The organism is Pseudomonas sp. Irchel s3b2, from assembly GCF_900187445.1.
Taxonomy (GTDB): Bacteria; Pseudomonadota; Gammaproteobacteria; order Pseudomonadales; family Pseudomonadaceae; genus Aquipseudomonas.
Genome location: NZ_FYEB01000021.1, coordinates 51,515 through 71,621, shown reverse-complemented (window position 1 = coordinate 71,621; position 20,107 = coordinate 51,515). Strand labels below are relative to the sequence as shown.

The following is a 20,107-nucleotide window of genomic DNA, read 5'->3' as shown; positions in this document are numbered from 1 at the left end:
TGGTTTGGAGAGGGCTAGGGTGGCCGCACAATTATAAAAAAGGCACGCCGCAATGACCGCCATGACTCCGTGTCTGGACCGTTCTGGATTCCTGCCCCGCCTGTCCTCTCATCACCTTTCGCGGGCTCGTTTGAGCGAGCCGTTACTGGCTTCAACGGCACGGGTGAAATTGCTCTGCGCACCCGCCGGCAGTGGCAAGAGCGCGCTGCTCGCCGAATGCCTGTTGCAAGCGCCAACTCAATGCCGAGTGCATTGGTTGCCATTGTCTGGCGAAGCGTCGAGCGCGGCGGATTTTCGTCATCGTCTGGCGCAGATGCTGGGGCTGGCCTCATCGGATGAAACGGGGTTGTTCGGCGGTCTGGCGGGATTGCAGACGCCGACCTGGCTGTTTCTTGATGACTATTCCCGCCTGCCGAACCCGGAGCTGGACTCGCTGCTGGATCGCATGCTGGCGATCAGCAGTCCGATGCTGACCTGGTGGCTCGGTGCCCGCCGCCGGCCGCAATGCAACTGGCCAAGGTTGCTGCTCGATGATGAGTTGTACGAGTGCGAGAGTGCTTCGCTGACTTTCACGCAAGGTGAAGTCGAGCAGATATTGCAGCCCTGGGTACCGGAGCAGGCCAGCAAGGTGGCCAGTCGGATCATCCAGCGCACCGGCGGCTGGTGTGCCGGTGTGCGGATTGCATTGCTGCAAAAGTGCGATTGGTCGCGTCAGGATAAACCCCTGGGACGGGCAGCCATCCTGCTCGATTATCTGGAACATGAGTTGTTCAGTTCGCTGACGCCTGAGTTGAGCGAGGCCTGGCGGGTGCTGGCCCACTTGCCCCGCTTCAATGCCCGGCTGTGCGATCACCTGTTCGGGGCCGGGGAGGGCGCTCAGTACTTGCGGACCTTGCAAGCGCTGGGCTGCTTTATCGAACCTTGGCGCGACTCCACCGATTGGCTGCAGATTTTCACCCCGTTCACCCAGTTGTTGCGCGACGAACAATGGCCGGCGGGACGCTCCTGGCATCGGCGTGCCTGCCAGTGGTTCTGTGCCGAACAGGACTGGAAGTCGGCCTTTGAACAGGCATTGCTCGCCGAGGAATACGAAGTGGCGGTCAGCCTGTTGCAGCACTTCAGTTTCGAGCATTTGTTCGAAGAGCAGACGGTGGTGCTGTTGCTGCGTTTGCATGAGCAGCAAGGCGAGGAACTGACGCTGGGCAGTCCGCAATTGGTCGGCTTGATTACCGCCGCTCTATTGTTTGCCGGACGTTTCGACCAGGCGACCGCCTGCATCGCTCGTTTGGCGCATTTCACGCCTCAACCCTCGGCGGTGCTTCAGCGCCAATTGATTGCGCGCTGGCAGGCCCTGCAGGGTTGGTTACTGCATTTACAGGGACGAATGGAGCCTGCGCGCGCGCACTTCCTTGACGCGTTGAGTGCGCTCGATCCCGAATGCTGGACGGCGCGCCTGATGTGTTTGTCCGGTCTGACGCAACAGGCCTTGTTAAGGGGCGAGCTTGACGTGGCGCAAGCCCATAACCGCGAGGCGCTGTGCCTGGCGCGGGCGCAAGGTTCGCTGATATTTGAGGGCTTGATGGAACTCGATCATGCGCAATTGCTGGAGCAACGAGGCGCGGCGGTGCGGGCGGAAAGTCTGCTTTGCAACATTGATGAATTGCTCCGCCAACGCTCGGATCGACCTGCACCCTTGCTGGGGCGAATTGCATTGCGTCGTGGGCGGTTGGCAATGTGCCTGGGCGCAGACGAACGCGCTGCCGAGTTTTTTCAGGCGGGGCTGGAGGACTGCTTGCGCAACCACGACAAGCGCGTTCTATATGGTTTTCTCGGTCAAGCGCAACTGGCGGCTAATCATCGAAATTATGCTGCGGCGTTTGTTCATCTGCGCGACGCCGAACGGTTGATGCAACGGCGGCAGATTCCCGAAACGGTTTATCGAGGGGTACTGCTGCAAATCAGCAGCCATTTCTGGTTGCAAAAGGGCCGCCCTGAACTGGCCTACGAAGCCTTGAGTCGGGTTCTTCGTCATTATCATGGCTCCCTCGTACGTCAGGCACCACCGGCGACACTGGAGCTGATACCGGTTCTGGAGTATCTGTTGGTACTGGCCGAGGTCCATCTAGGGCAGGCACAAGCGCCGTTGGCCCGACTCAAGGCCCAGTTGCAATGGGCGCGACAGCGGGGAATGTCGGGGCTGCAAGCGCAGTTGCATCTGGTCTTGGCCGAAGTCGCCTGGTTGACCGGCGACCCTTCTGTTCAGCAGTCGCTGCAGGAAGGATTGGCCCTGGTCGAGCGCTGCAACTTCCAACAAGTCTTGTGCGATTTGCAATTGCGCCAGCCTGAATTACTCGGCGAGATCTGCCTTGTCGCTACGGGAAACCCCTTGAATGCGGAGGCCTTCCCACAGAGTCGATTGAGTCTGCGTGAAATAGAAGTATTGAAATTAGTGGCGCAGGGTAACTCCAATCAACAGATTGCCGATCTTCTTTTTATTTCATTGCATACCGTTAAAACCCATGCGAGAAGAATTAACGTGAAGTTGGGGGTGGAGCGAAGAACTCAGGCGGTTGCCCAGGCGAAGTTGTTGGGGGTTATCGGTTGATGTTGGGTTTTAATTGTGTGGCTTCAGCTTTCGGTGTTGCTATTTGTTGTACATGATTGGAAAGAAGATCTGCTTTGAGTGTTGTGTGTTCGCTGTTTTACATTGGCGTTGTTGAGTAACCAGGCGGCAATCTGCTGCTTCATTAAATGCCAAAAGGAATAGCGCATGAGTATCGCTGTATTAAAAGAAGCGTTGGATGTAAAAGTTCAGGATGAACTGCTACGTCCATCGAAACGGGTAATGGCTGAACAACCTTATTCGATCCCGGAATGGTTGGCAGGTGCCAGTGAAGAAGATCGTCAGTATTACTTCGATACAGAACAATCCCTGGCAAAAAACGAGCAGGTACTGGATGAGTTGCTGGCAGAAACCAAATCCCTCAAGGCTTTCGCACATTTTTATGCCCAAGAGATAATCAGAACGCTCACCGACGAACTTATCGACCCGGAGCGGATTTTCGTCAACGTTCGCCATACGTTCTACGTGGGGCAGCAGAAGGTGGTTCAGCGCAATCGCCCGACCCTTCCCGAGTTCCTGATCAATGGTCTGTACGATGCGGCCACTGTTCCATTGGAGATCATCCTTGAAGGTGAGGAGTTGCCGTCAGGTTTTACCGAGCAAGATCTTCTGGATGTGATGGGCGACGCGAGTATGCGTTCGTTTTATGCCGAGAAGTTTGAAGAAAAATACCGCGATGAAACGGTTTTGCGTGCTCTGCAGGCCATGCTGGACAGTCGCACGGATCTGAGTTCGTTCAGCGCGAAATTGCAGGGGCATATCAGCGACGAGGGCCTTGATATCGTCGACCGGGCCATTCAAGGAGCCGAAAACCATTCTTTGGGCAGCCTGACGCTCGTCGGTTCAGACGTTGCCTTGCGAGGGGTGATTGTTTATTGCGGGCCCCAAGGTGAAGACGGTCCTTGCGTTCTCTATTCGCCGGAGACTCCCGGGGGCCAGGTCTGGTACGAGTTCATCAGCATCAGGCAGCTGGACTTCCATGTGGCCGACCTGACGCGTCTACCCGAAGGACGCAGTTACCTGCTCCAGCAGTCTCACGTCAGTGATCGACACCGACTCGATGCGTATATGAGGCTGATACAGCAGCTGCCGAGCCAGTGGCGCGGTATTCAGCGCGACCTTTGGCCAACATTCGGTCCCGGTGCGTTACGCCAGGCTGTTTTGCTCAATGTCGATTGGCTGCGAGGGGAAGTGGAGGCGGTCATCCCCGCCGGTTATCGCTCGGCCTCGTCCTATAAGCAGAAATATTTCGCCCGGTTGAACACCGAACTTAAAGCGTTGACCCGGCTTGCCACCCGCGAGACGGCGCTGATCAGTTACGAGAAGTTTGCGTACAACCTTATTAAAAAGAGAGCAGAAGATGTGCTGGCGGAAAACGGTGAAACAGTCATCGTTAATCCCGATCTGATTGTCGTGGAACTGGACGGCTCGCAAGAATTGACCTTGTCTCAACTCATCATCAAGGAGCGTCACATCACGGAAGAGAGCGGGCCGATCCACAACCCCGGACTTTACCCAAAACTGCGTTTGTTGCCCGGTCATCCAGCGATCTCCGATCAGTTGATGGCCGACGTATTGATGAAATACATCGTGGGCTGGTCGAAGACCTTGCGTCCGGGAGAAAAATATATCGACATGCTGTCCACGGACTATCTGGATAAAAACGCCCCTGGTTTCGCGCTGAAACGCGATGTGCATGTAAACGTGCAACTGCATGAAATGCAGCGCGCCGCCTTATCGGAACTCTTCAGCAGTAGACTTGATAAGCAACAACAATGGGGCATCGAGGGGGCCATTGACCGATTGCGCGAACCGGAGTCCTCTGATCGGTGGGAGTACGAAGAGCCTGAGTCTCCCCAGCGCAACGGCGTCTACATGTTTCATCTGGAAGGCTGCAGAATCGAGGGCGTTTATGTTTTCCGGATGATGAACAACGGGGTGGCCGAGGACTTGTTGTATACCCCTCATGCCCCGGATGACCGATGGTTTCGACCGCTGGCCGAATTCGCCAGGTCGGTCAAAGTGAAAGGTTTGGGCAGCTATTACTGCAAGCGCGCCAAGTTTACCGACCAGCGGGTGGTTGGCGCTTACATCGAAAAAGTGCAGCGCAGCAGTACCGATGTCGAACCGCCACGACTGCAATTTGATAGCCGCGTGCGTGACTTTTCTCATTGTTATGCCGACATGATCGGTCAGGTCATTAACGGTGTCGATGCTCAAACCACGAGCCTTGTCGAGGTTGTGGGCAGACTGGTTTACGACGCTGCGGTAGCGGCAGTCACCGTTGTAGGCTGCGTGTTCCCGCCGATCGGTTTTGGACTGAGCGCTGTCGTGATTGCAAAGGGGGTGTTCGATGGGGCCAAGGCTTATCACGAGGGTGATTATAAGGCGCTGTTCGCAAGCTACCTGGATTGCATGCTGGAGCTGGCCACGATGCGCATCGGCAAGTTGGGGTTCTCGCCCGTGCAGAAGGCAATTGGCAAGCAGTTAGGCGATGTGAATACCTGTTTGAGCGTTGTCTCTGCGTGCAGCGGAAAATCGGCGGATCTGGCGGTGATAACGGCATTGATGAAGGAGGCACTTGAGGAGTCCGAGTCCAGTGAGCAGACGCTGCTGGAGTAAACACCAGGCATTCAGCGCCGAACGATTTAACCGATAACGGCGGTGGGCTCATAGCCCATCCGCCAACTTACAGCCTGGCTCGCCGCCAATAGCCGTTGCGCCGCCGGGCCGTTTTCATCGGCGTGAAACAGCGAGGTCGGGCCGACAATGGTCATCACTGCCGCCACCTGTCCGACCGCATTGAACACCGGGGCCGACAACGCATCCACGCCTGGCATCAGCAAACCGTGAACATGATGCAGGCCGCGTTCGCGGATCTGTCCGCACAAGCTCGCATAAGTCTTATCGTCCGCCAGCGGATGGGCATCGACGGCGATTTCCTGCTCGCGCAATTCATCCGTTTCCCGGTGTGGCAAATAGGCACTGAACACCAGCCCCGTCGATGAACTGAGCAAAGGTAAAACCGAGCCCAATTGCGTGACCACCGTCACCGCGCGCACTGCCGGTTCGATGTGCACCACTGTCGCGCCCCGATTGCCCCACACCGCCAAAAAACACGTTTCGTTCAGCTCGTCTCGCAACTCGGCCAAGGGCAGGGCGGCGACTTTCAGCACGTCCATACTGTTCAGGGCAGCCAGACCGACCCGAAGCGCTTCGCGGCCGAGGCCATAGTGGTTGGTGGCGGTGTTCTGCTCGGCAAAACCGCTGGCGATCAGCGCCTGTAGATAGCGATGAACCTTGCTCGCCGGCATCTGCACGTGTTCGGCCAGGCGCGACAACGAGGTCGACGGCGACAGCTCGGCAAGCGCCTTGAGGATGTCGGTGCCGACCTCGGCTGAGCGGACTTTCTGTTTACCGTTGCTTTCGCTGGTCATGGAGGCGATGTGATCCCGGGACGAATGGGCGTCTTTATAGCTTGACGGTCAATACCAATCAAATTACGTTATGCGTAATTGAATTACGATAAAAATAACCCAGGCGTGCCAAGACCTCTTCAGCAGAGTGACAGGCCATTGCCTACTCCCGTTCAGGAGGCTCCATGAACCTCGATTCAACGGCGCCAGCGCTGGCTTATCAGTCAGGCTTTGGCAACGAATTCAGCAGTGAAGCGTTGCCCGGCGCACTGCCCGTCGGCCAGAACTCCCCACAAAAAGCCCCATACGGCCTGTACACCGAACTGTTCTCCGGAACGGCCTTTACCATGGCTCGCAGCGAAGCACGGCGGACCTGGATGTACCGCATTCAGCCGTCGGCCAATCACCCGGCATTCGTCAAACTGGAGCAGCAACTGGCCGGCGGCCCATTGGGTGAAGTAACCCCCAATCGCCTGCGCTGGAACCCTTTGGACATGCCGACCGAGCCCACCGATTTCATCGACGGACTGGTGAGCATGGCCGCCAATTCGAACGCGGAAAAACCGGCCGGGATCAGCATTTATAACTACCGCGCCAACCGTTCCATGGAGCGGGTGTTCTTCAACGCCGACGGCGAACTGTTGCTGGTGCCGGAACTGGGCCGCTTGCGCATCGCCACCGAATTGGGCGTGCTGGAGCTGGAACCGCTGGAAATCGTCGTGCTGCCGCGCGGGCTTAAATTCCGTGTCGAACTGCTCGACCCGCAAGCCCGCGGCTACATCGCGGAAAACCATGGCGCCCCCCTGCGCTTGCCGGATCTGGGGCCGATTGGCAGCAACGGTCTGGCTAACCCGCGAGACTTCCTGACGCCGGTGGCCCATTACGAAAACCTCAAGCAACCGACCACCCTGGTGCAGAAATTCCTCGGTCAGTTGTGGGGTTGTGAACTCGACCATTCGCCGCTGAACGTGGTCGCCTGGCACGGCAATAACGTGCCGTACAAATATGACCTGCGTCGCTTCAACACCATCGGCACCGTCAGTTTCGATCACCCGGATCCGTCGATTTTTACCGTCCTGACCTCGCCGACCAGCGTGCATGGTCTGGCCAACCTCGACTTCGTGATCTTTCCGCCACGCTGGATGGTCGCCGAGAAAACGTTCCGTCCACCGTGGTTCCACCGCAACCTGATGAATGAATACATGGGCCTGATCCAGGGCGAATACGATGCCAAGGCCGAAGGTTTCATACCCGGCGGCGCCTCGTTGCACAGCTGCATGAGTGCCCACGGCCCCGACGGCGAGACCTGCACCAAGGCGATCAACGCTGAACTGGCGCCGGCTAAAATCGATAACACCATGGCCTTCATGTTCGAGACCAGCCAAGTGTTACGCCCGAGCCGATTCGCCCTGGATTGCCAGCAACTGCAAAACAATTACGACGCCTGCTGGGCCACGCTGCCCGCCACTTTCGACCCGACCCGGAGATAACCCATGACTCAGACTTCCATCATTCGTAGCTGGGTTGCCTCCGCCAACGGCCACGAGGATTTTCCGCTGCAAAACCTGCCGTTGGGCGTGTTCAGCGTGAAGGGCACCGCACCCCGTAGCGGCGTGGCGATCGGCGACCAGATCTTTGATCTGGAAGCAGCATTGGACGCAGGGCTGTTCGATGGCCGTGCGAAGAGCGCAGTTGAAGCCACCCGTGGCGGCCAGTTGAACGCGTTCTTCGAACTGGGCCGCGACGCCCGTGTTGCCCTGCGCGAACGTCTGCTGGAACTGTTTGCCGAAGGCAGCACCCTGCGTGGCAAGATCGAGGCTCAAGGCGCAAAACTGCTGCCCCTGGCGGCGGATTGCCAAATGCACCTGCCGGCGAAGATCAACGATTACACCGACTTCTATGTCGGCATCGAGCATGCGCAGAATGTCGGCAAGCTGTTCCGCCCGGATAACCCATTGCTGCCGAACTACAAGTACGTGCCAATCGGTTACCACGGCCGCGCCTCGACCATTCGTCCGTCCGGCACCGACGTTCGCCGTCCGAAAGGCCAGACCCTGCCGGCCGGCCAGACAGAGCCGGTTTTCGGTCCCTGCGCACGTCTGGACTACGAACTGGAACTGGGTATCTGGATCGGTCAGGGCAATGCGTTGGGCGACGCCATCGCCATCGGTGACGCCGCCGACCACATCGCCGGTTTCTGCCTGCTCAACGACTGGTCGGCGCGGGATATCCAGGCTTGGGAATACCAACCGCTGGGGCCGTTCCTGTCCAAGAGTTTCATCACCAGCATTTCGCCGTGGGTGGTGACGGCCGAAGCGCTGGAGCCGTTCCGTCGTGCCCAGCCTGCGCGCCCGGAAGGTGATCCGCAGCCGTTGCCGTACCTGTTCGATAAACGTGATCAGGCCGGCGGTGCCTTCGACATCGAACTCGAGGTGCTGCTGCTGACCGAGTCGATGCGCGAGCAAAATCTGCCAGCCCATCGCCTGACCCTCAGCAATACCCAACACATGTACTGGACCGTTGCACAACTGGTTGCGCACCACAGCGTCAACGGTTGCCAGTTGCAGGCCGGTGATTTGTTCGGTTCGGGCACGCTGTCTGGTCCTGAAAACGGCCAGTTCGGCAGCCTGCTGGAAATCACTGAGGGCGGTAAAAAGCCGATTGAACTGGCGTCGGGCGAGGTGCGTAAATTCCTTGAGGACGGCGATGAAATCATTCTGCGCGCGCGTTGCAGCCGCGATGGTTTTGCTTCCATCGGTTTTGGCGAATGCCGCGGCAAAGTGTTGCCAGCGCGCTAAGAGGATCGGGTCATGGAACTCTATACCTACTACCGTTCGACCTCGTCTTACCGGGTGCGTATTGCGCTGGCGTTGAAGGGGCTGGATTACCAGGCGTTGCCAATCAACCTGATCGCGCCGCAAGGTGGCGAACATCGGCAGCCGACATACCTGGGCATCAACCCGCAAGGCCGGGTGCCCGCCTTGCGCACCGATGAAGGCGAGTTGCTGATCCAGTCACCGGCGATTATCGAGTACCTGGAGGAACGTTATCCACAGGTGCCGTTGCTGTCCAAAGACCTCGCCGCCCGCGCCCATGAGCGTGGCGTTGCGGCAGTGATTGGTTGCGATGTTCACCCGCTGCACAACGTCAGCGTACTCAACAAGCTTCGGCAGCTGGGGCACGATGAACCACAGGTGGTTGAGTGGATCGGTCACTGGATCAGCCAGGGGCTGGCGACGGTAGAGCAATTGGTCGGTGACACCGGTTATTGCTTTGGCGATCAACCGGGGCTGGCGGACGTCTATTTGATTCCGCAGTTGTATGCGGCCGAGCGCTTCAATATTCCACTGGACGCCTACCCGCGAATTCGTCGAGTGGCAGCGCTGGCGGCGACACACCCAGCCTTCTTCCTGGCCCATCCGTCGAACCAGCCGGATACCCCGTAAAGCCTTACATTGATCCCTGTAGGAGCGAGGCTTGCCCGCGAAGAACGATAACGCGGTGTTCCTGGTGGACCGAGGCGTCTGGTTCGTGGGCAAGCCTCGCTCCTACAACGGGCGGTGATTGGTGATTAATGGACGATGGCATTGGGCGGCAAATGCCCCAGCCGTTCAGTCAGGCGAATCCGCTGGATCGGATCGTCACAGAGCAGCAGCGCATGCTCCAGGTCAAAACGCTCGGCATTCGGGCAGTCCAGTCGTTGATAGAGGCTGGCCCGGGCCAGATAGTCGGAGGCGCTGGCGTTGCCCAATTCAAGCACACGTTCGGCGTCGATCAGGGCGTCGATGTAGTCATCGTTCGTGAGGTACAACTGGCGCAGGTTGCGTGACAACCGTTGCAGCATCTGCACCGGTTCGGCGGTCTGCAAATGCTCGGCGCTGAGCTTCATGTTCGGGCCGTACTGGCGTTGCAGCAGTTCACGGCAATCATTGGGGTACAACCGTCGCCCGCCGCAGGGGTCGAGCAGATGATCGGCACCTTGCACTCGCAGCAGGAAATGCCCGGGAAAGTTGACGCCGACCATGGGAATCTCCAGCCTTCTGGCCAGTTCCAGTGCAATCAGGCCCAGTGCCAACGGCTGGCCTCGCCGACGTTCCAGCACTTTATGGAGCAACGCCACTTGCGGACGCAAGGGCGTGAAGTCGTCCTGAGCGAACCCTAGGTCATTCATTCGCCGCAACAACGGTTGGGCCAACTCACTCACCGGCAGCATGGGCAACCCGTAGCTGACCCGCTGTTGCAGGTCCTTGAAGTCCGCCAGTACCGTCTCGGGATCCAGCTCTTTATCGTGTTCGACAGCAATCCACAGCGCCGCCTCGAACAGCGCGGGCGGTGATCGTTGCAGACAGTCGAAAAAACGTTGGCGCGGGGTCATCAAAATCTCCGGAGAATGCCTCGTTTTAGCCCCGTCACAGGCTTTCGTCCAGTGCTGCACATAGGTCGTAACAGGTTATGTCCGAAAGCGTTCAAAGCGGCGCCGCTTATTCCGGTGCGCTTCTGCAATTTTTGTGCGCAAGCCTATACTGGCGACTACAAGAAGTGATTACGGGAGCCCTACGATGTTCGCTCTCATGCAAAGCACTCGCCTTGAATCGCTGCACCTGAGCGTCGATCCGGTCACCGGGTTGAAGGCGGTGATTGCCATCCACAACAGCCGTCTGGGACCTGCCCTGGGCGGGTGTCGTTACCTTGCCTACCCCAGCGATGAAGCCGCGATCGAGGATGCCGTGCGCCTTGCCCAAGGCATGAGTTACAAGGCGGCCCTGGCCGGCCTGGCGCAGGGCGGTGGTGTTGCGGTGATAGTTCGCCCGGCCCATGTGGAAAACCGCGCCGCGCTATTTGAAGCCTTCGGGCGCTGCATCAACGAACTCGACGGTCGCTATATCACCGCCATCGACGCCGGCACCTCAGTGGCGGACATGGATTGCATCGCTCAACAGACCCAATTCGTCACCAGCACCACCGCCGCGGGCGACCCTGCACCTCACGCGGCCATGGGCGTATTCGCCGGTATTCGCAGCACTGCCATGGCCCGTTTGGGCAGCGATAATCTCGAAGGACTGCGCATAGCCATTCAAGGCTTGGGCAATGTCGGTTATGCCTTGGCCGAACAGTTACACGCGGCCGGTGCGGAACTGCTGGTCAGCGACATAGATCATGGCAAGGTGCAGTTGGCCATGGAACAGTTGGGCGCTCATCCGATCGCCAACGATGCGCTGCTCAGCACACCGTGCGACATACTCGCGCCCTGCGGCCTGGGCGGTGTGCTTAACACCAACAGCGTGTCGCAACTGCGCTGCGCGGCGGTCGCCGGTTCGGCAAACAACCAACTGATCCATCTGGAAATCGCCGATCAGCTGGAGCGCCGGGGCATTTTGTATGCGCCCGATTACGTGATCAATGCGGGCGGGCTGATCTACGTGTCGCTCAAACACCGCGGGGAAGAGTTGACGACCATCACCGCGCACCTGTCGAAAATCAGTTCACGGCTGACCGAAGTCTTTGCCCATGCCCAGGCAGAAAAGCGTTCCCCGGCCCGGGTGGCGGATGAGTTGGCGGAGAAAGTGCTGTACCGGTGATGCTGTATGGGTGAACAGTTTGAATCGATGAAGGAGTGAGAGCCTATCCGGCCGACTTGCTCGCCAAGCCCTGCGTCACAACCGTCGGGTCTGACCATTGCACGCTGACCCCGCGTGCCAGGAGCCCTGTGATGCTTCACAAGGTTGAGCTGCCTTACACCCGATTTTTATCCCCTGATGGCCAGCTTCTCGGCAATCTTCCCTCTTGGGCCGACGACTTCAATCTGCTGACACGCTTGTATCGGCAGATGGTTCTGACCCGCCTTTTCGATCAGAAAGCTGTCGCCTTGCAACGCACCGGGCGCATCGGCACTTATGCGCCGACCTTGGGCCAGGAAGCCATTGGCGTCGCGGTCGGCAGCCTGATGCACGCCGAAGACGTACTGATCCCGTATTACCGCGACACCGCCGTGCAATTGATGCGCGGCGTGCGCATGGAAGAAATCCTCTTGTATTGGGGCGGCGATGAGCGTGGCAGCGACTTTGCCGACCCGGCGGTGGCCGAGGATTTCCCGATCTGTGTGCCGATCGCCACCCAGGCCCTGCATGCCTGCGGCGTCGCCAGCGCCTTCAAAATCCGTGGCGAGCATCGGGTCGCCGTCACTACGTGCGGCGACGGCGGAACCAGCAAAGGGGACTTCCTCGAGGCCCTCAACGTTGCTGGTGCCTGGCAGTTGCCGGTGGTGTTTGTGATCAACAACAACCAATGGGCAATCTCGGTGCCGCGACGAATCCAGTGCGGCGCCCCCACCCTTGCGCAGAAAGCCATTGGCGCCGGCTTTCACGGCGAGCAAGTCGACGGCAATGACATGCTCGCCGTTTATGACCGCGTGCAAGCGGCCCTCGATCGGGCGCGCCACGGGAAAGGCCCGGTGTTACTCGAATGCCTGAGCTATCGCCTCGGCGATCACACCACGGCCGATGATGCTACGCGCTACCGGTCGGCGGACGAGGTCAAGCAGGCCTGGCTCGAAGAACCGATCAAACGGCTGCAACGTTTCATGGCCGGGCAAGGCGTGTGGGACGAGGGCCGTGAACAGGCACTGATCAGCGAATGCCAAGGCTTGGTGCAGGGTGCTGTGGATAACTTCGAAGCGGCGGGCCAGCAGGCGCCGGAATCAGTGATCGATCATGTCTATGCCCAGTGGCCGCAAGCGCTGGCAGAACAGCGTGAAGAATTTCTCGAACGGGTGGCGCGCCGGACGGGAGGTTCGGGCCATGAGTAACGGTAAGGTGACGCTGCTGGAAGCGGTGAATCTGGCGTTGCATCGGGCCATGAGCGAAGACGAAAACGTCATCGTCCTCGGTGAAGACGTCGGGGTGAACGGTGGCGTGTTCCGCGCCACGTTGGGCCTGCGCGACAGCTTTGGTTTCAAGCGGGTAATCGACTCACCGCTGGCCGAAACCATGCTCGGCGGGCTGGTGGTAGGCATGGCCGCCCAAGGCCTGAAACCGGTGGTGGAAATCCAGTTCATGGGTTTCATCTACGCCACCATGGAACACCTGGTGTCTCACGCCAGCCGCATGCGCAACCGCACGCGCGGGCGGATCACCTGTCCGATGGTGATGCGCACGCCGATGGGCGCAGGGATTCGCGCGCCGGAGCATCACAGCGAAAGCACCGAAGCTCTGTTCGCGCATATTCCGGGGCTGCGGGTGGTGATCCCGTCCTCGCCGGCCCGGGCCTATGGCTTGCTGCTCGCGGCCATCGACGACCCGGATCCAGTGATATTTCTCGAGCCAACTCGACTCTATCGAATGAACCCGCAACCGCTGCTGGATGACGGCAAGCGCCTGCCACTGGACAGCTGTTTCACCCTGCGTGAAGGCAGCGACCTAACCTTGATCAGTTGGGGCGCCAGCGTGATGGAAACCTTGCAAGCAGCCACGCAACTGGCCGAGCAGGGCGTCTCGGCGGAAGTGATCGACGTTGCCAGTATCAAACCGCTGGACCTCGATACGATGGAAGCCTCGGTGCGCAAGACCGGTCGCTGCGTGATAGTGCATGAGGCACCACGCTCCTGCGGGGTCGGTGCGGAAATCGCCGCCAGTCTCTATGAACGGGTATTTCTTGAGTTGCAGGCACCGATCCAGCGAGTCACCGCGCCAGACATCCCGCCGCCGCTGTATCGACTGGAATTGCTGTACATGCCCAGCGTCGAAGACATTCTTCATGCTTGTGACATCGTGCTGCACCACGCCTGACAGAGAGGGGTTGCGATGAAATATTTCAAACTGCCGGATCTGGGCGAAGGCTTGCAGGAGGCGGAAATCGTCCGCTGGCACGTCAAGGTCGGCGATACCGTCAAGGCTGACCAATTGTTGGTGTCAGTGGAAACCGCCAAGGCGCTGGTGGACATACCCGCGCCCTACGATGGGGTGGTGGCAAAAACGTTCGGTGGCGAGGGCGACATTCTTCACGTTGGCGAACCTCTGCTCGGTTACGAAGGCGAAGCGGATGCGGGCACTGTGGTCGGGCGGCTTGAGGGTGGCGGTACGAATCAGGAGGATGCATTTTTCATCGGCGCTGCGCCTTCGACTCGTGAGCATCTGGCGAACCGTGCCACGCCGGCGGTGCGTCAACTGGCTCGGCAACTCGGTGTTGAACTGAGCGGCTTGACGGGCTCCGGTCAGGACGGCCAGATCACCCTCAGCGACGTAGAAAACTCGGCCCAGATGAAACGCGAACGCTTCGGCGGCGAGAAGCTGCGTGGCGTGCGACGCAGCATGGCACTGAACATGGCCAGGTCCCATGCCGAAGTGGTGCCGGTGACGATTTTCGGTGATGCCGATCTGCATCGCTGGGGACAGGCACGAGAACCGCTGATTCGTCTGGCCAAGGCCATGGCTGCCGCCTGCGCCGTAGAACCGGTGCTCAACAGCGCCTTCGATGGCAAAACCCTGGCGCTAAAACAACACGAACGGCTCGACCTGGGCATTGCCGTGGATACGCCGGACGGCTTGTTCGTGCCGGTGCTGCGCGATGTCGGTCAGCGCACGGCGGCGGATTTGAAAGAAGGTGTGATGCGCCTGCGCGCCGACGTGCAGGCGCGCTCGATCCCGCCCCAGGAAATGATGGGCGCGACCCTGACCCTGTCGAACTTCGGCACCTTGTTCGGCCGCTACGCCAATCCGGTGGTGGTGCCGCCGCAAGTGGCGATCCTCGCTGCCGGGGCGATCCGCGACGAGCCGGTGGCGGTCGAGGGCGCGGTAGTGGTGCATCCGATCCTGCCGCTGTCCCTGACCTTCGATCACCGCGTGGTCACCGGTGGCGAGGCGGCGCGGTTCTTCAAGGCGTTGGTGGAGGCGCTGGAACAACCCGAGGTATAGGTTTCCCGCAGGCATGAAAAAGGCCCTGAGCCATTTGACTCAGGGCCTATTCAATTCGGGCATTGTTTACTTCGGTGTCTTGGCGGCTTTGGCTGGCTTGGTCGGCTCAGCGTCCGTCACTTCAACAGGTGCAGCAACAGGTGCAGCTGCTTCAACAGGTGCATTCAGCAGTTCGGACAGTGCGTCCGGCTGGCTCTTGAATGCCTTGGCGAATACATCACGGTTCTTCGCCATGTAGATCCCGGCTTCTTCCACTTGCTGTTCGGTCAGGGACGGAACGGCTTTTTGCAACACTTCAGCCAGCAATTCGGCCAGTTCGAGCATTTTGTCATGACGGTCAGCTTCGGCTTTATCCATGAACAAGCGCTCCAGATCTCGGCTGCTGCGGTATACCACTTCGACGGCCATTCACCACCTCACATGCCTTCACATTAGTTGTCTGTTTCGACTACTGTATTTATATACAGCGAAAAGGATAAGCGAATCCCTGCGCTTTGGGTAGTGGCTTTTTAATGTAGACCGAATTCAGGGTTTGTCAGGTGGACGGTGGTGCTCCAATCGCGAGCAGGCTCGCTCCCACAGGTTCGGCGATGTCCGGGGCAGGTGCGACCAAACGCCACGGAGCGCGTTTTAAAGCACCTCGCCATCATGTTGCAGGCAACCTCTGGCCTTTTTTCTGCATGCAGAACAACCGTCACGTCCAACCCGCATCATCCGCTCGAACCGAGCTAAGGAACAATCATCGTGAAAATCAACTGGGCCGAGAACCTGCGGCAGAACGTGCATCAACTGGCCGAGTCCCTGGGCAACCTGTTCGTCGAGACCTTCCACTACCTGGCACTGTTCGCCATCGGTGCGGTGACCGCCTGGGCGGCGGTCATGGAATTCCTCGGGATGCTCGAACAGGGGCACATCAAGATCGATGACATCTTGCTGCTGTTCATCTACCTGGAACTGGGGGCGATGGTCGGGATTTACTTCAAGACCAACCACATGCCGGTGCGCTTCCTGATCTACGTGGCGATCACCGCACTGACACGGCTGCTGATCTCCAACGTCTCGCACCACAATCCGCCAGACCTGGGGATCATCTACTTGTGCGGCGGGATTCTGCTGCTGGCATTTGCGATTCTGGTGGTGCGTTACGCCTCGTCGCAGTTTCCTTCGGTGAAGATCGAACACCCGCAACGCAAGATCGGTGCGGGTTCCGGTGAGCATCCCGAAGTGGAGAAGGGCGAGATTTAAAGCCCCATTGAAGGTCGGGGCCGGGATTTGACCAAGGGCGGCGGCGGGTTGCGATTGTCGCCGTCGGTCATGGCTTCGAGGATGGCCACGGCGCTATGGCCCTGTTCGATGGCGATGCCGAATTGAATGCTTTGCACCAGGCGTTTGAGGCGCTTGGGATCATTGCGCTGTTCGGCGCTGATCATCCGTTTGGCCACCACGCGGCCACTTTGGGAGAGGGTCAGCATGATGCTGCCGTCCAGTCCCTGAATGCTCAGGTTGATTTGATAATCCGGTGCAAAGGCATCGGTAATGAGTTGAAAGGGGTTGTCCATGATGCGTCACCGCCTGATTGAACGTGCAGTTGTTGACCGGCCGTGATCGGGATTAGTTCGCAACACCAGACCATCGGCCTTCCATGTTCATGTACTTTCATCCGTGCAACGCAGGAGGCAAAGCAAGGGGCATGCCGGAAAAATTGTCGAACAATGAACACGGTAAAAAAACGGCGGGCAACATGGCCTCGCCTTCTTTTTGCCTGCCCGTTTCAGGGCATGAACGAGTAGATGATCGCAGACAGTGCAATCAAACCGACCAGCCACGAACACGTTCGAGGCCTGGATTTTATGCGACGGGCGCGCTGAGTCATCCGGGCGAGCGTGCGGTGCATGACTGGCTGGTGAAAGAGGCGGGGATTTTTCGTGATCTGCATCCGCTGGGGGCGGGTTGTGAGCAATTGTGACTGAAGAGCGGGGCGACCGAACTCCCGACCTTAACAGCGCTTTTGCCCGTTGTCCGGCTTTTTTTGCGAATCAATATTTATCTTTTTTTAGGGCTTGAATTGTTCAGCGTACAGACCGATTGTGTAACCAAGAGGTCACGGTGATGACGCCCAAGGGCTAGCTGACCGGCCTCTCGCGAGCTAGCTGAAATAAGGGATGAACTATGCAAATCCAAGTCAATAGCGATAACCATATTCAAAGCAGCATCCGACTGGAGGAGTGGGTACGTACGACCATTGAGAGCACACTCGAACGATACGAAGAGGACCTGACCCGCGTCGAAGTCCACCTGCGAGACGAGAACGGCGACAAGCCCGGTCCCCACGACATACGCTGCCAGCTGGAAGCGCGGCCAAAAGGCCACCAATCGATTTCTGTCACCCATAAAGCCGCTAACCTGGAACAGGCGATCGACGGTGCGGCCGAAAAACTCGAACATGCGCTTGAACATCTGTTCGGCAAACTGCGGGGCAAACCACGTGCCGCTGTGGTGCCGTTCGAAAGGCCTACCGCCGATGCGCTGCTGGAAGACGAGTTTCTCGAGAACGAACAGGCTGCGCTCAACGGCTGAGGCCTGATTCACTTTTTACCTTCCCATAGAAAACGGGTCTGCATAAGCAGACCCGTTTTTATTTGGGCGTCTCTATGGCGAGGGGGCTTGCCCCCGAGTAAGGCCTGCTGCGCTACCGCAAAAACGCCTGCCGATATTCCCCGGGCGTGCCCCCCAACGCCTGGCGAAACCGGTTGGTGAAATGGCTCGCACTGGCAAACCCACAGGCCAATGCAATATCCCCCAACGGCTGCGACGTCCCGCGTAACAACTCTCGCGCCCGGCTCAGTCGCCGAGCCAACACATACTGATGTGGCGGCAATCCGAAGCTCACCCGGAACATCCGCGCAAAGTGGTATTCCGACAGTGCGCACAACGCCGCCAACTGCCCAAGGCTGATCGCTTGCGCCAACTGACTGTCAATGAATTCCACCAACTGCCGCCGCTGATGCGCGGCCAGTCCGCCCTTCAAGCGCAAGCCCTGACGAATGCCGACCTGGCTGAGCAGCGTATGGCTGATCAGTTCGTGGGCCAGACTGCTGGTCAGCAAACGTTCACCGGGCTCGTCCCAGTTGAGTGCGAGTAACTGCCGAAAGCGTTGCGCTTGTTGCGGGTCCTCAAGAAAGGTCTGTTCACGTAACTGCAATTCCCGGGGCTCGCGATCCAACAGCGTCACACAGCCCAAGGCAAATTGTTCTGCGCTGAAATACAGGTGGGTCAGGCGAATGTCGCCGTTGATCACCCAGCCTGACTCGTGGTCGGCAGGCAGGATGCACAGTTTGTCCGGGGCGCCCTTGTTGTCCGGCTGTCCGCGGCGAAAAGTACCGGTGCCGCCGGCGATGTAGCAGGAGAGGGTGTGATGGCTCGGAGCTTCATAGTCCCGGGCGTCGTGATGGTTGCTCCACAAAGCCGCAGCCATGCCGTCACCGAGCTCGGCGCTGTGCTCCAGGCGAGCATTGGGCGAGCGGTTGAGGGCTTGAAAGACTTGCAACGTTTCCAGTGCGGCCATGATCGGTTCTCTCCAACGCCTTGCATCCTACTCCGTAGACATTGGCCTGCCAGCCCAACGGCCGACAAAAGCGCAAGTTTATGCAAGTGCAAAAGGGTTTAGCGCCGGACACTGAAGGCCTATTCAGGAGTCTTTACCATGAACATTTCGCTGTATCTACTGACCGTGCTGATCTGGGGCACCACCTGGATCGCCTTGAAATGGCAATTGGGCGTGGTGGCCATTCCGGTGTCGATCGTTTATCGCTTCGGCCTTGCCGCGTTGGTACTGTTCGTGCTGTTGCTGCTCAGCCGGCGCCTGCAACCGATGAACCGTCGCGGGCATCTGATTTGCCTGGCGCAGGGGCTGTGCCTGTTTTGCATCAACTTCATGTGTTTCCTCACCGCCAGCCAGTGGATCCCCAGTGGTCTGGTCGCCGTGGTCTTTTCCACCGCCACCTTGTGGAACGCCTTCAATGCGCGGGTGTTCTTCGGCCAGAAAATTGCCCGTAACGTGCTGATGGGCGGCGCGTTGGGCTTGCTCGGGCTTGGCCTGCTGTTCTGGCCAGAGCTGGCCGGTCATACCGCCAGCCCCGAAACCTTGCTCGGGTTGGGTCTGGCATTGCTTGGAACCTTGTGCTTTTCGGCGGGCAACATGTTGTCGAGTCTGCAACAGAAGGCCGGCCTGAAACCCCTGACCACCAATGCCTGGGGCATGGCTTACGGTGCGGCGATGTTGTCGGCGTGGTGCCTGGTCAAAGGCATCCCGTTCGACATGGAATGGAATGCCCGCTACATCGGCTCGTTGCTGTACCTGGTGATTCCGGGCTCGGTGATCGGCTTCACCGCCTACCTGACGCTGGTCGGGCGCATGGGGCCGGAGCGGGCGGCGTATTGCACCGTACTCTTTCCTGTGGTGGCGCTGAATGTGTCGGCGTTTGTCGAAGGCTATCAATGGACGGCACCGGCACTGTCGGGGCTGGTGCTGGTGATGTTGGGGAATGTGTTGGTTTTTCACAAACCCGGGTCATTTCGATTGTACAAGGGGGCAAAAACGGCCTGATAGAGGGCCGTTCGCCAAGGCGTCAGTTTTCGTTTTTTAAACTGATGTAAATGAGTGCGGGAAATATGAAGTCGAGTATCTGCGTCGCCCACTCGTCGTAGTTCCAGGCGTCTGATTGATCCATGTTGAACCATTCGATACCGACAATCCGAATGCAGATGTAGTAGACGAATATGGCGACCAATAACCCGATCAGTGCAAGTTTCTTAGCGTCGTGGAACGCTTCGGTGCTGGCATTCAACTGTCGGTAAAGTTGATAGGTGCCCATCAGGCAAAACACCGTGTATATAACTTCGAGTGTAATGATGAACCAATAGATTCGATGGTGAAGCATGGGCGAGGTGATCGCCCGGTAGCCATATTTCAGCTTGTCGCGGGTGGTGTCCATACTCAATATGTGTGCGACATATTCATAGTTGGTAGGGTAGTCGGTCACATTGCTGTACATCATCAATAAGCCTACAAAACTGATAAATGACATTAATGCCAGTTTGCTGATTCTAATGGTTTGGTGTGTTGTCAGGTTGTTCAAGTTTTAACGTCTCCAGAATGA

17 protein-coding genes and 2 pseudogenes are annotated in these 20,107 nt (G+C 58.6%); 13 read left to right on the top strand and 6 right to left on the bottom strand.

All coding sequences use genetic code 11. The features are described from left to right. Positions 1 to 52 precede the first annotated feature (52 nt). Both CKW20_RS27270 and CKW20_RS27265 read left to right on the top strand, forming a co-directional pair. Positions 53 to 2,605 carry a LuxR C-terminal-related transcriptional regulator gene (locus CKW20_RS27270; protein ID WP_095055659.1) on the top strand — a complete coding sequence of 851 codons (2,553 nt, stop codon included), beginning with the start codon at positions 53 to 55 and terminating at the stop codon, positions 2,603 to 2,605. Between the two features lie 165 nt (positions 2,606 to 2,770). Further along, on the top strand, positions 2,771 to 5,245 hold the full coding sequence (locus tag CKW20_RS27265) for a dermonecrotic toxin domain-containing protein (RefSeq protein WP_095055658.1): 2,475 nt from the start codon (positions 2,771 to 2,773) through the stop codon (positions 5,243 to 5,245). A 26-nt stretch (positions 5,246 to 5,271) separates the two neighbouring features. On the opposite strand, the gene CKW20_RS27260 is transcribed toward CKW20_RS27265, so the two are convergent. Next, entirely contained in the window at positions 5,272 to 6,060 is a 789-nt protein-coding gene (locus CKW20_RS27260; RefSeq protein ID WP_095055657.1) for an IclR family transcriptional regulator, read from the bottom strand. A 164-nt stretch (positions 6,061 to 6,224) separates the two neighbouring features. On the opposite strand from CKW20_RS27260, the gene hmgA reads away from it, so the two are divergent. The 3 genes from hmgA to maiA are packed head-to-tail and all read left to right on the top strand — an operon-like array spanning position 6,225 to position 9,485. Further along, positions 6,225 to 7,529, top strand: coding sequence for a homogentisate 1,2-dioxygenase (hmgA, locus tag CKW20_RS27255; RefSeq protein WP_095055656.1), 1,305 nt, complete (start codon positions 6,225 to 6,227; stop codon positions 7,527 to 7,529). A 3-nt stretch (positions 7,530 to 7,532) separates the two neighbouring features. Next, complete coding sequence (fahA, locus tag CKW20_RS27250; RefSeq protein WP_095055655.1) at positions 7,533 to 8,837, top strand: fumarylacetoacetase; 1,305 nt, start codon at positions 7,533 to 7,535, stop codon at positions 8,835 to 8,837. A gap of 12 nt (positions 8,838 to 8,849) precedes the next feature. Then, positions 8,850 to 9,485: a maleylacetoacetate isomerase gene (maiA, locus tag CKW20_RS27245; RefSeq protein WP_095055654.1), complete on the top strand. Its 636-nt coding sequence runs from the start codon at positions 8,850 to 8,852 to the stop codon at positions 9,483 to 9,485. Positions 9,486 to 9,610: 125 nt separating this feature from the next. On the opposite strand, the gene CKW20_RS27240 is transcribed toward maiA, so the two are convergent. After that, the gene (locus tag CKW20_RS27240) at positions 9,611 to 10,414 is read right to left on the bottom strand and encodes a SirB1 family protein (protein WP_095055653.1); all 804 of its coding nucleotides are present in this window, start codon (positions 10,412 to 10,414) and stop codon (positions 9,611 to 9,613) included. A gap of 184 nt (positions 10,415 to 10,598) precedes the next feature. On the opposite strand from CKW20_RS27240, the gene CKW20_RS27235 reads away from it, so the two are divergent. From CKW20_RS27235 to CKW20_RS27220, 4 genes are all read left to right on the top strand, one after another. Beyond that, the gene (locus CKW20_RS27235) at positions 10,599 to 11,618 is read left to right on the top strand and encodes a Glu/Leu/Phe/Val dehydrogenase dimerization domain-containing protein (protein WP_095055652.1); all 1,020 of its coding nucleotides are present in this window, start codon (positions 10,599 to 10,601) and stop codon (positions 11,616 to 11,618) included. Positions 11,619 to 11,749: 131 nt separating this feature from the next. After that, the gene (gene pdhA / locus CKW20_RS27230) at positions 11,750 to 12,844 is read left to right on the top strand and encodes a pyruvate dehydrogenase (acetyl-transferring) E1 component subunit alpha (RefSeq protein ID WP_095055651.1); all 1,095 of its coding nucleotides are present in this window, start codon (positions 11,750 to 11,752) and stop codon (positions 12,842 to 12,844) included. Continuing rightward, entirely contained in the window at positions 12,837 to 13,823 is a 987-nt protein-coding gene (locus CKW20_RS27225) for an alpha-ketoacid dehydrogenase subunit beta (protein ID WP_095055650.1), read from the top strand. The genes pdhA and CKW20_RS27225 overlap by 8 nt, the downstream gene beginning before the upstream one ends. Before the next feature lie 15 nt (positions 13,824 to 13,838). Continuing rightward, entirely contained in the window at positions 13,839 to 14,948 is a 1,110-nt protein-coding gene (locus tag CKW20_RS27220; protein ID WP_095055649.1) for a dihydrolipoamide acetyltransferase family protein, read from the top strand. A gap of 168 nt (positions 14,949 to 15,116) precedes the next feature. On the opposite strand, the pseudogene CKW20_RS27215 reads toward CKW20_RS27220, so the two are convergent. Continuing rightward, positions 15,117 to 15,356: pseudogene (locus CKW20_RS27215) on the bottom strand (YebG family protein); the annotation flags it as partial. A gap of 336 nt (positions 15,357 to 15,692) precedes the next feature. Here CKW20_RS27215 and CKW20_RS27210 point away from each other — a divergent pair. Then, positions 15,693 to 16,193 carry a phosphate-starvation-inducible protein PsiE gene (locus tag CKW20_RS27210; RefSeq protein ID WP_007903272.1) on the top strand — a complete coding sequence of 167 codons (501 nt, stop codon included), beginning with the start codon at positions 15,693 to 15,695 and terminating at the stop codon, positions 16,191 to 16,193. Here CKW20_RS27210 and CKW20_RS27205 read toward each other — a convergent pair. After that, on the bottom strand, positions 16,190 to 16,507 hold the full coding sequence (locus CKW20_RS27205; RefSeq protein ID WP_095055647.1) for a DUF3509 domain-containing protein: 318 nt from the start codon (positions 16,505 to 16,507) through the stop codon (positions 16,190 to 16,192). The two genes, CKW20_RS27210 and CKW20_RS27205, sit on opposite strands and share 4 nt — an antisense overlap. 290 nt (positions 16,508 to 16,797) lie before the next feature. Here CKW20_RS27205 and CKW20_RS27200 point away from each other — a divergent pair. Both CKW20_RS27200 and CKW20_RS27195 read left to right on the top strand, forming a co-directional pair. Beyond that, positions 16,798 to 16,914: pseudogene (locus CKW20_RS27200) on the top strand (LysR family transcriptional regulator); the annotation flags it as partial. 203 nt (positions 16,915 to 17,117) lie between these two features. Beyond that, on the top strand, positions 17,118 to 17,525 hold the full coding sequence (locus CKW20_RS27195) for an HPF/RaiA family ribosome-associated protein (RefSeq protein WP_095055646.1): 408 nt from the start codon (positions 17,118 to 17,120) through the stop codon (positions 17,523 to 17,525). A gap of 112 nt (positions 17,526 to 17,637) precedes the next feature. Here the strand turns inward: CKW20_RS27195 and CKW20_RS27190 are convergent, their stop codons facing one another. After that, entirely contained in the window at positions 17,638 to 18,513 is an 876-nt protein-coding gene (locus CKW20_RS27190; protein ID WP_095055645.1) for an AraC family transcriptional regulator, read from the bottom strand. 138 nt (positions 18,514 to 18,651) lie between these two features. Here CKW20_RS27190 and CKW20_RS27185 point away from each other — a divergent pair, with 138 nt between their 5' ends. Further along, a complete protein-coding gene (locus CKW20_RS27185; protein ID WP_095055644.1) occupies positions 18,652 to 19,554 on the top strand; it encodes a DMT family transporter in 903 nt (300 codons plus the stop codon). A gap of 22 nt (positions 19,555 to 19,576) precedes the next feature. Here CKW20_RS27185 and CKW20_RS27180 read toward each other — a convergent pair whose 3' ends face one another. Next, complete coding sequence (locus CKW20_RS27180) at positions 19,577 to 20,086, bottom strand: DUF2165 domain-containing protein (RefSeq protein WP_095055643.1); 510 nt, start codon at positions 20,084 to 20,086, stop codon at positions 19,577 to 19,579. Between the last annotated feature and the right edge of the window lie 21 nt (positions 20,087 to 20,107).

What these genes read in the sequence shown, in the direction of transcription:
- CKW20_RS27185 (WP_095055644.1), top strand. Translation starts at nt 18,652, where the DNA reads ATGAACATTTCGCTGTATCTACTGACCGTGCTGATCTGGGGCACCACC.
- CKW20_RS27240 (WP_095055653.1), bottom strand. Translation starts at nt 10,414, where the DNA reads ATGACCCCGCGCCAACGTTTTTTCGACTGTCTGCAACGATCACCGCCC.
- CKW20_RS27270 (WP_095055659.1), top strand. Translation starts at nt 53, where the DNA reads ATGACCGCCATGACTCCGTGTCTGGACCGTTCTGGATTCCTGCCCCGC.
- fahA (WP_095055655.1), top strand. Translation starts at nt 7,533, where the DNA reads ATGACTCAGACTTCCATCATTCGTAGCTGGGTTGCCTCCGCCAACGGC.
- CKW20_RS27235 (WP_095055652.1), top strand. Translation starts at nt 10,599, where the DNA reads ATGTTCGCTCTCATGCAAAGCACTCGCCTTGAATCGCTGCACCTGAGC.
- CKW20_RS27225 (WP_095055650.1), top strand. Translation starts at nt 12,837, where the DNA reads ATGAGTAACGGTAAGGTGACGCTGCTGGAAGCGGTGAATCTGGCGTTG.
- CKW20_RS27220 (WP_095055649.1), top strand. Translation starts at nt 13,839, where the DNA reads ATGAAATATTTCAAACTGCCGGATCTGGGCGAAGGCTTGCAGGAGGCG.
- CKW20_RS27195 (WP_095055646.1), top strand. Translation starts at nt 17,118, where the DNA reads ATGCAAATCCAAGTCAATAGCGATAACCATATTCAAAGCAGCATCCGA.
- CKW20_RS27205 (WP_095055647.1), bottom strand. Translation starts at nt 16,507, where the DNA reads ATGGACAACCCCTTTCAACTCATTACCGATGCCTTTGCACCGGATTAT.
- pdhA (WP_095055651.1), top strand. Translation starts at nt 11,750, where the DNA reads ATGCTTCACAAGGTTGAGCTGCCTTACACCCGATTTTTATCCCCTGAT.
- CKW20_RS27265 (WP_095055658.1), top strand. Translation starts at nt 2,771, where the DNA reads ATGAGTATCGCTGTATTAAAAGAAGCGTTGGATGTAAAAGTTCAGGAT.
- CKW20_RS27190 (WP_095055645.1), bottom strand. Translation starts at nt 18,513, where the DNA reads ATGGCCGCACTGGAAACGTTGCAAGTCTTTCAAGCCCTCAACCGCTCG.
- hmgA (WP_095055656.1), top strand. Translation starts at nt 6,225, where the DNA reads ATGAACCTCGATTCAACGGCGCCAGCGCTGGCTTATCAGTCAGGCTTT.
- maiA (WP_095055654.1), top strand. Translation starts at nt 8,850, where the DNA reads ATGGAACTCTATACCTACTACCGTTCGACCTCGTCTTACCGGGTGCGT.
- CKW20_RS27260 (WP_095055657.1), bottom strand. Translation starts at nt 6,060, where the DNA reads ATGACCAGCGAAAGCAACGGTAAACAGAAAGTCCGCTCAGCCGAGGTC.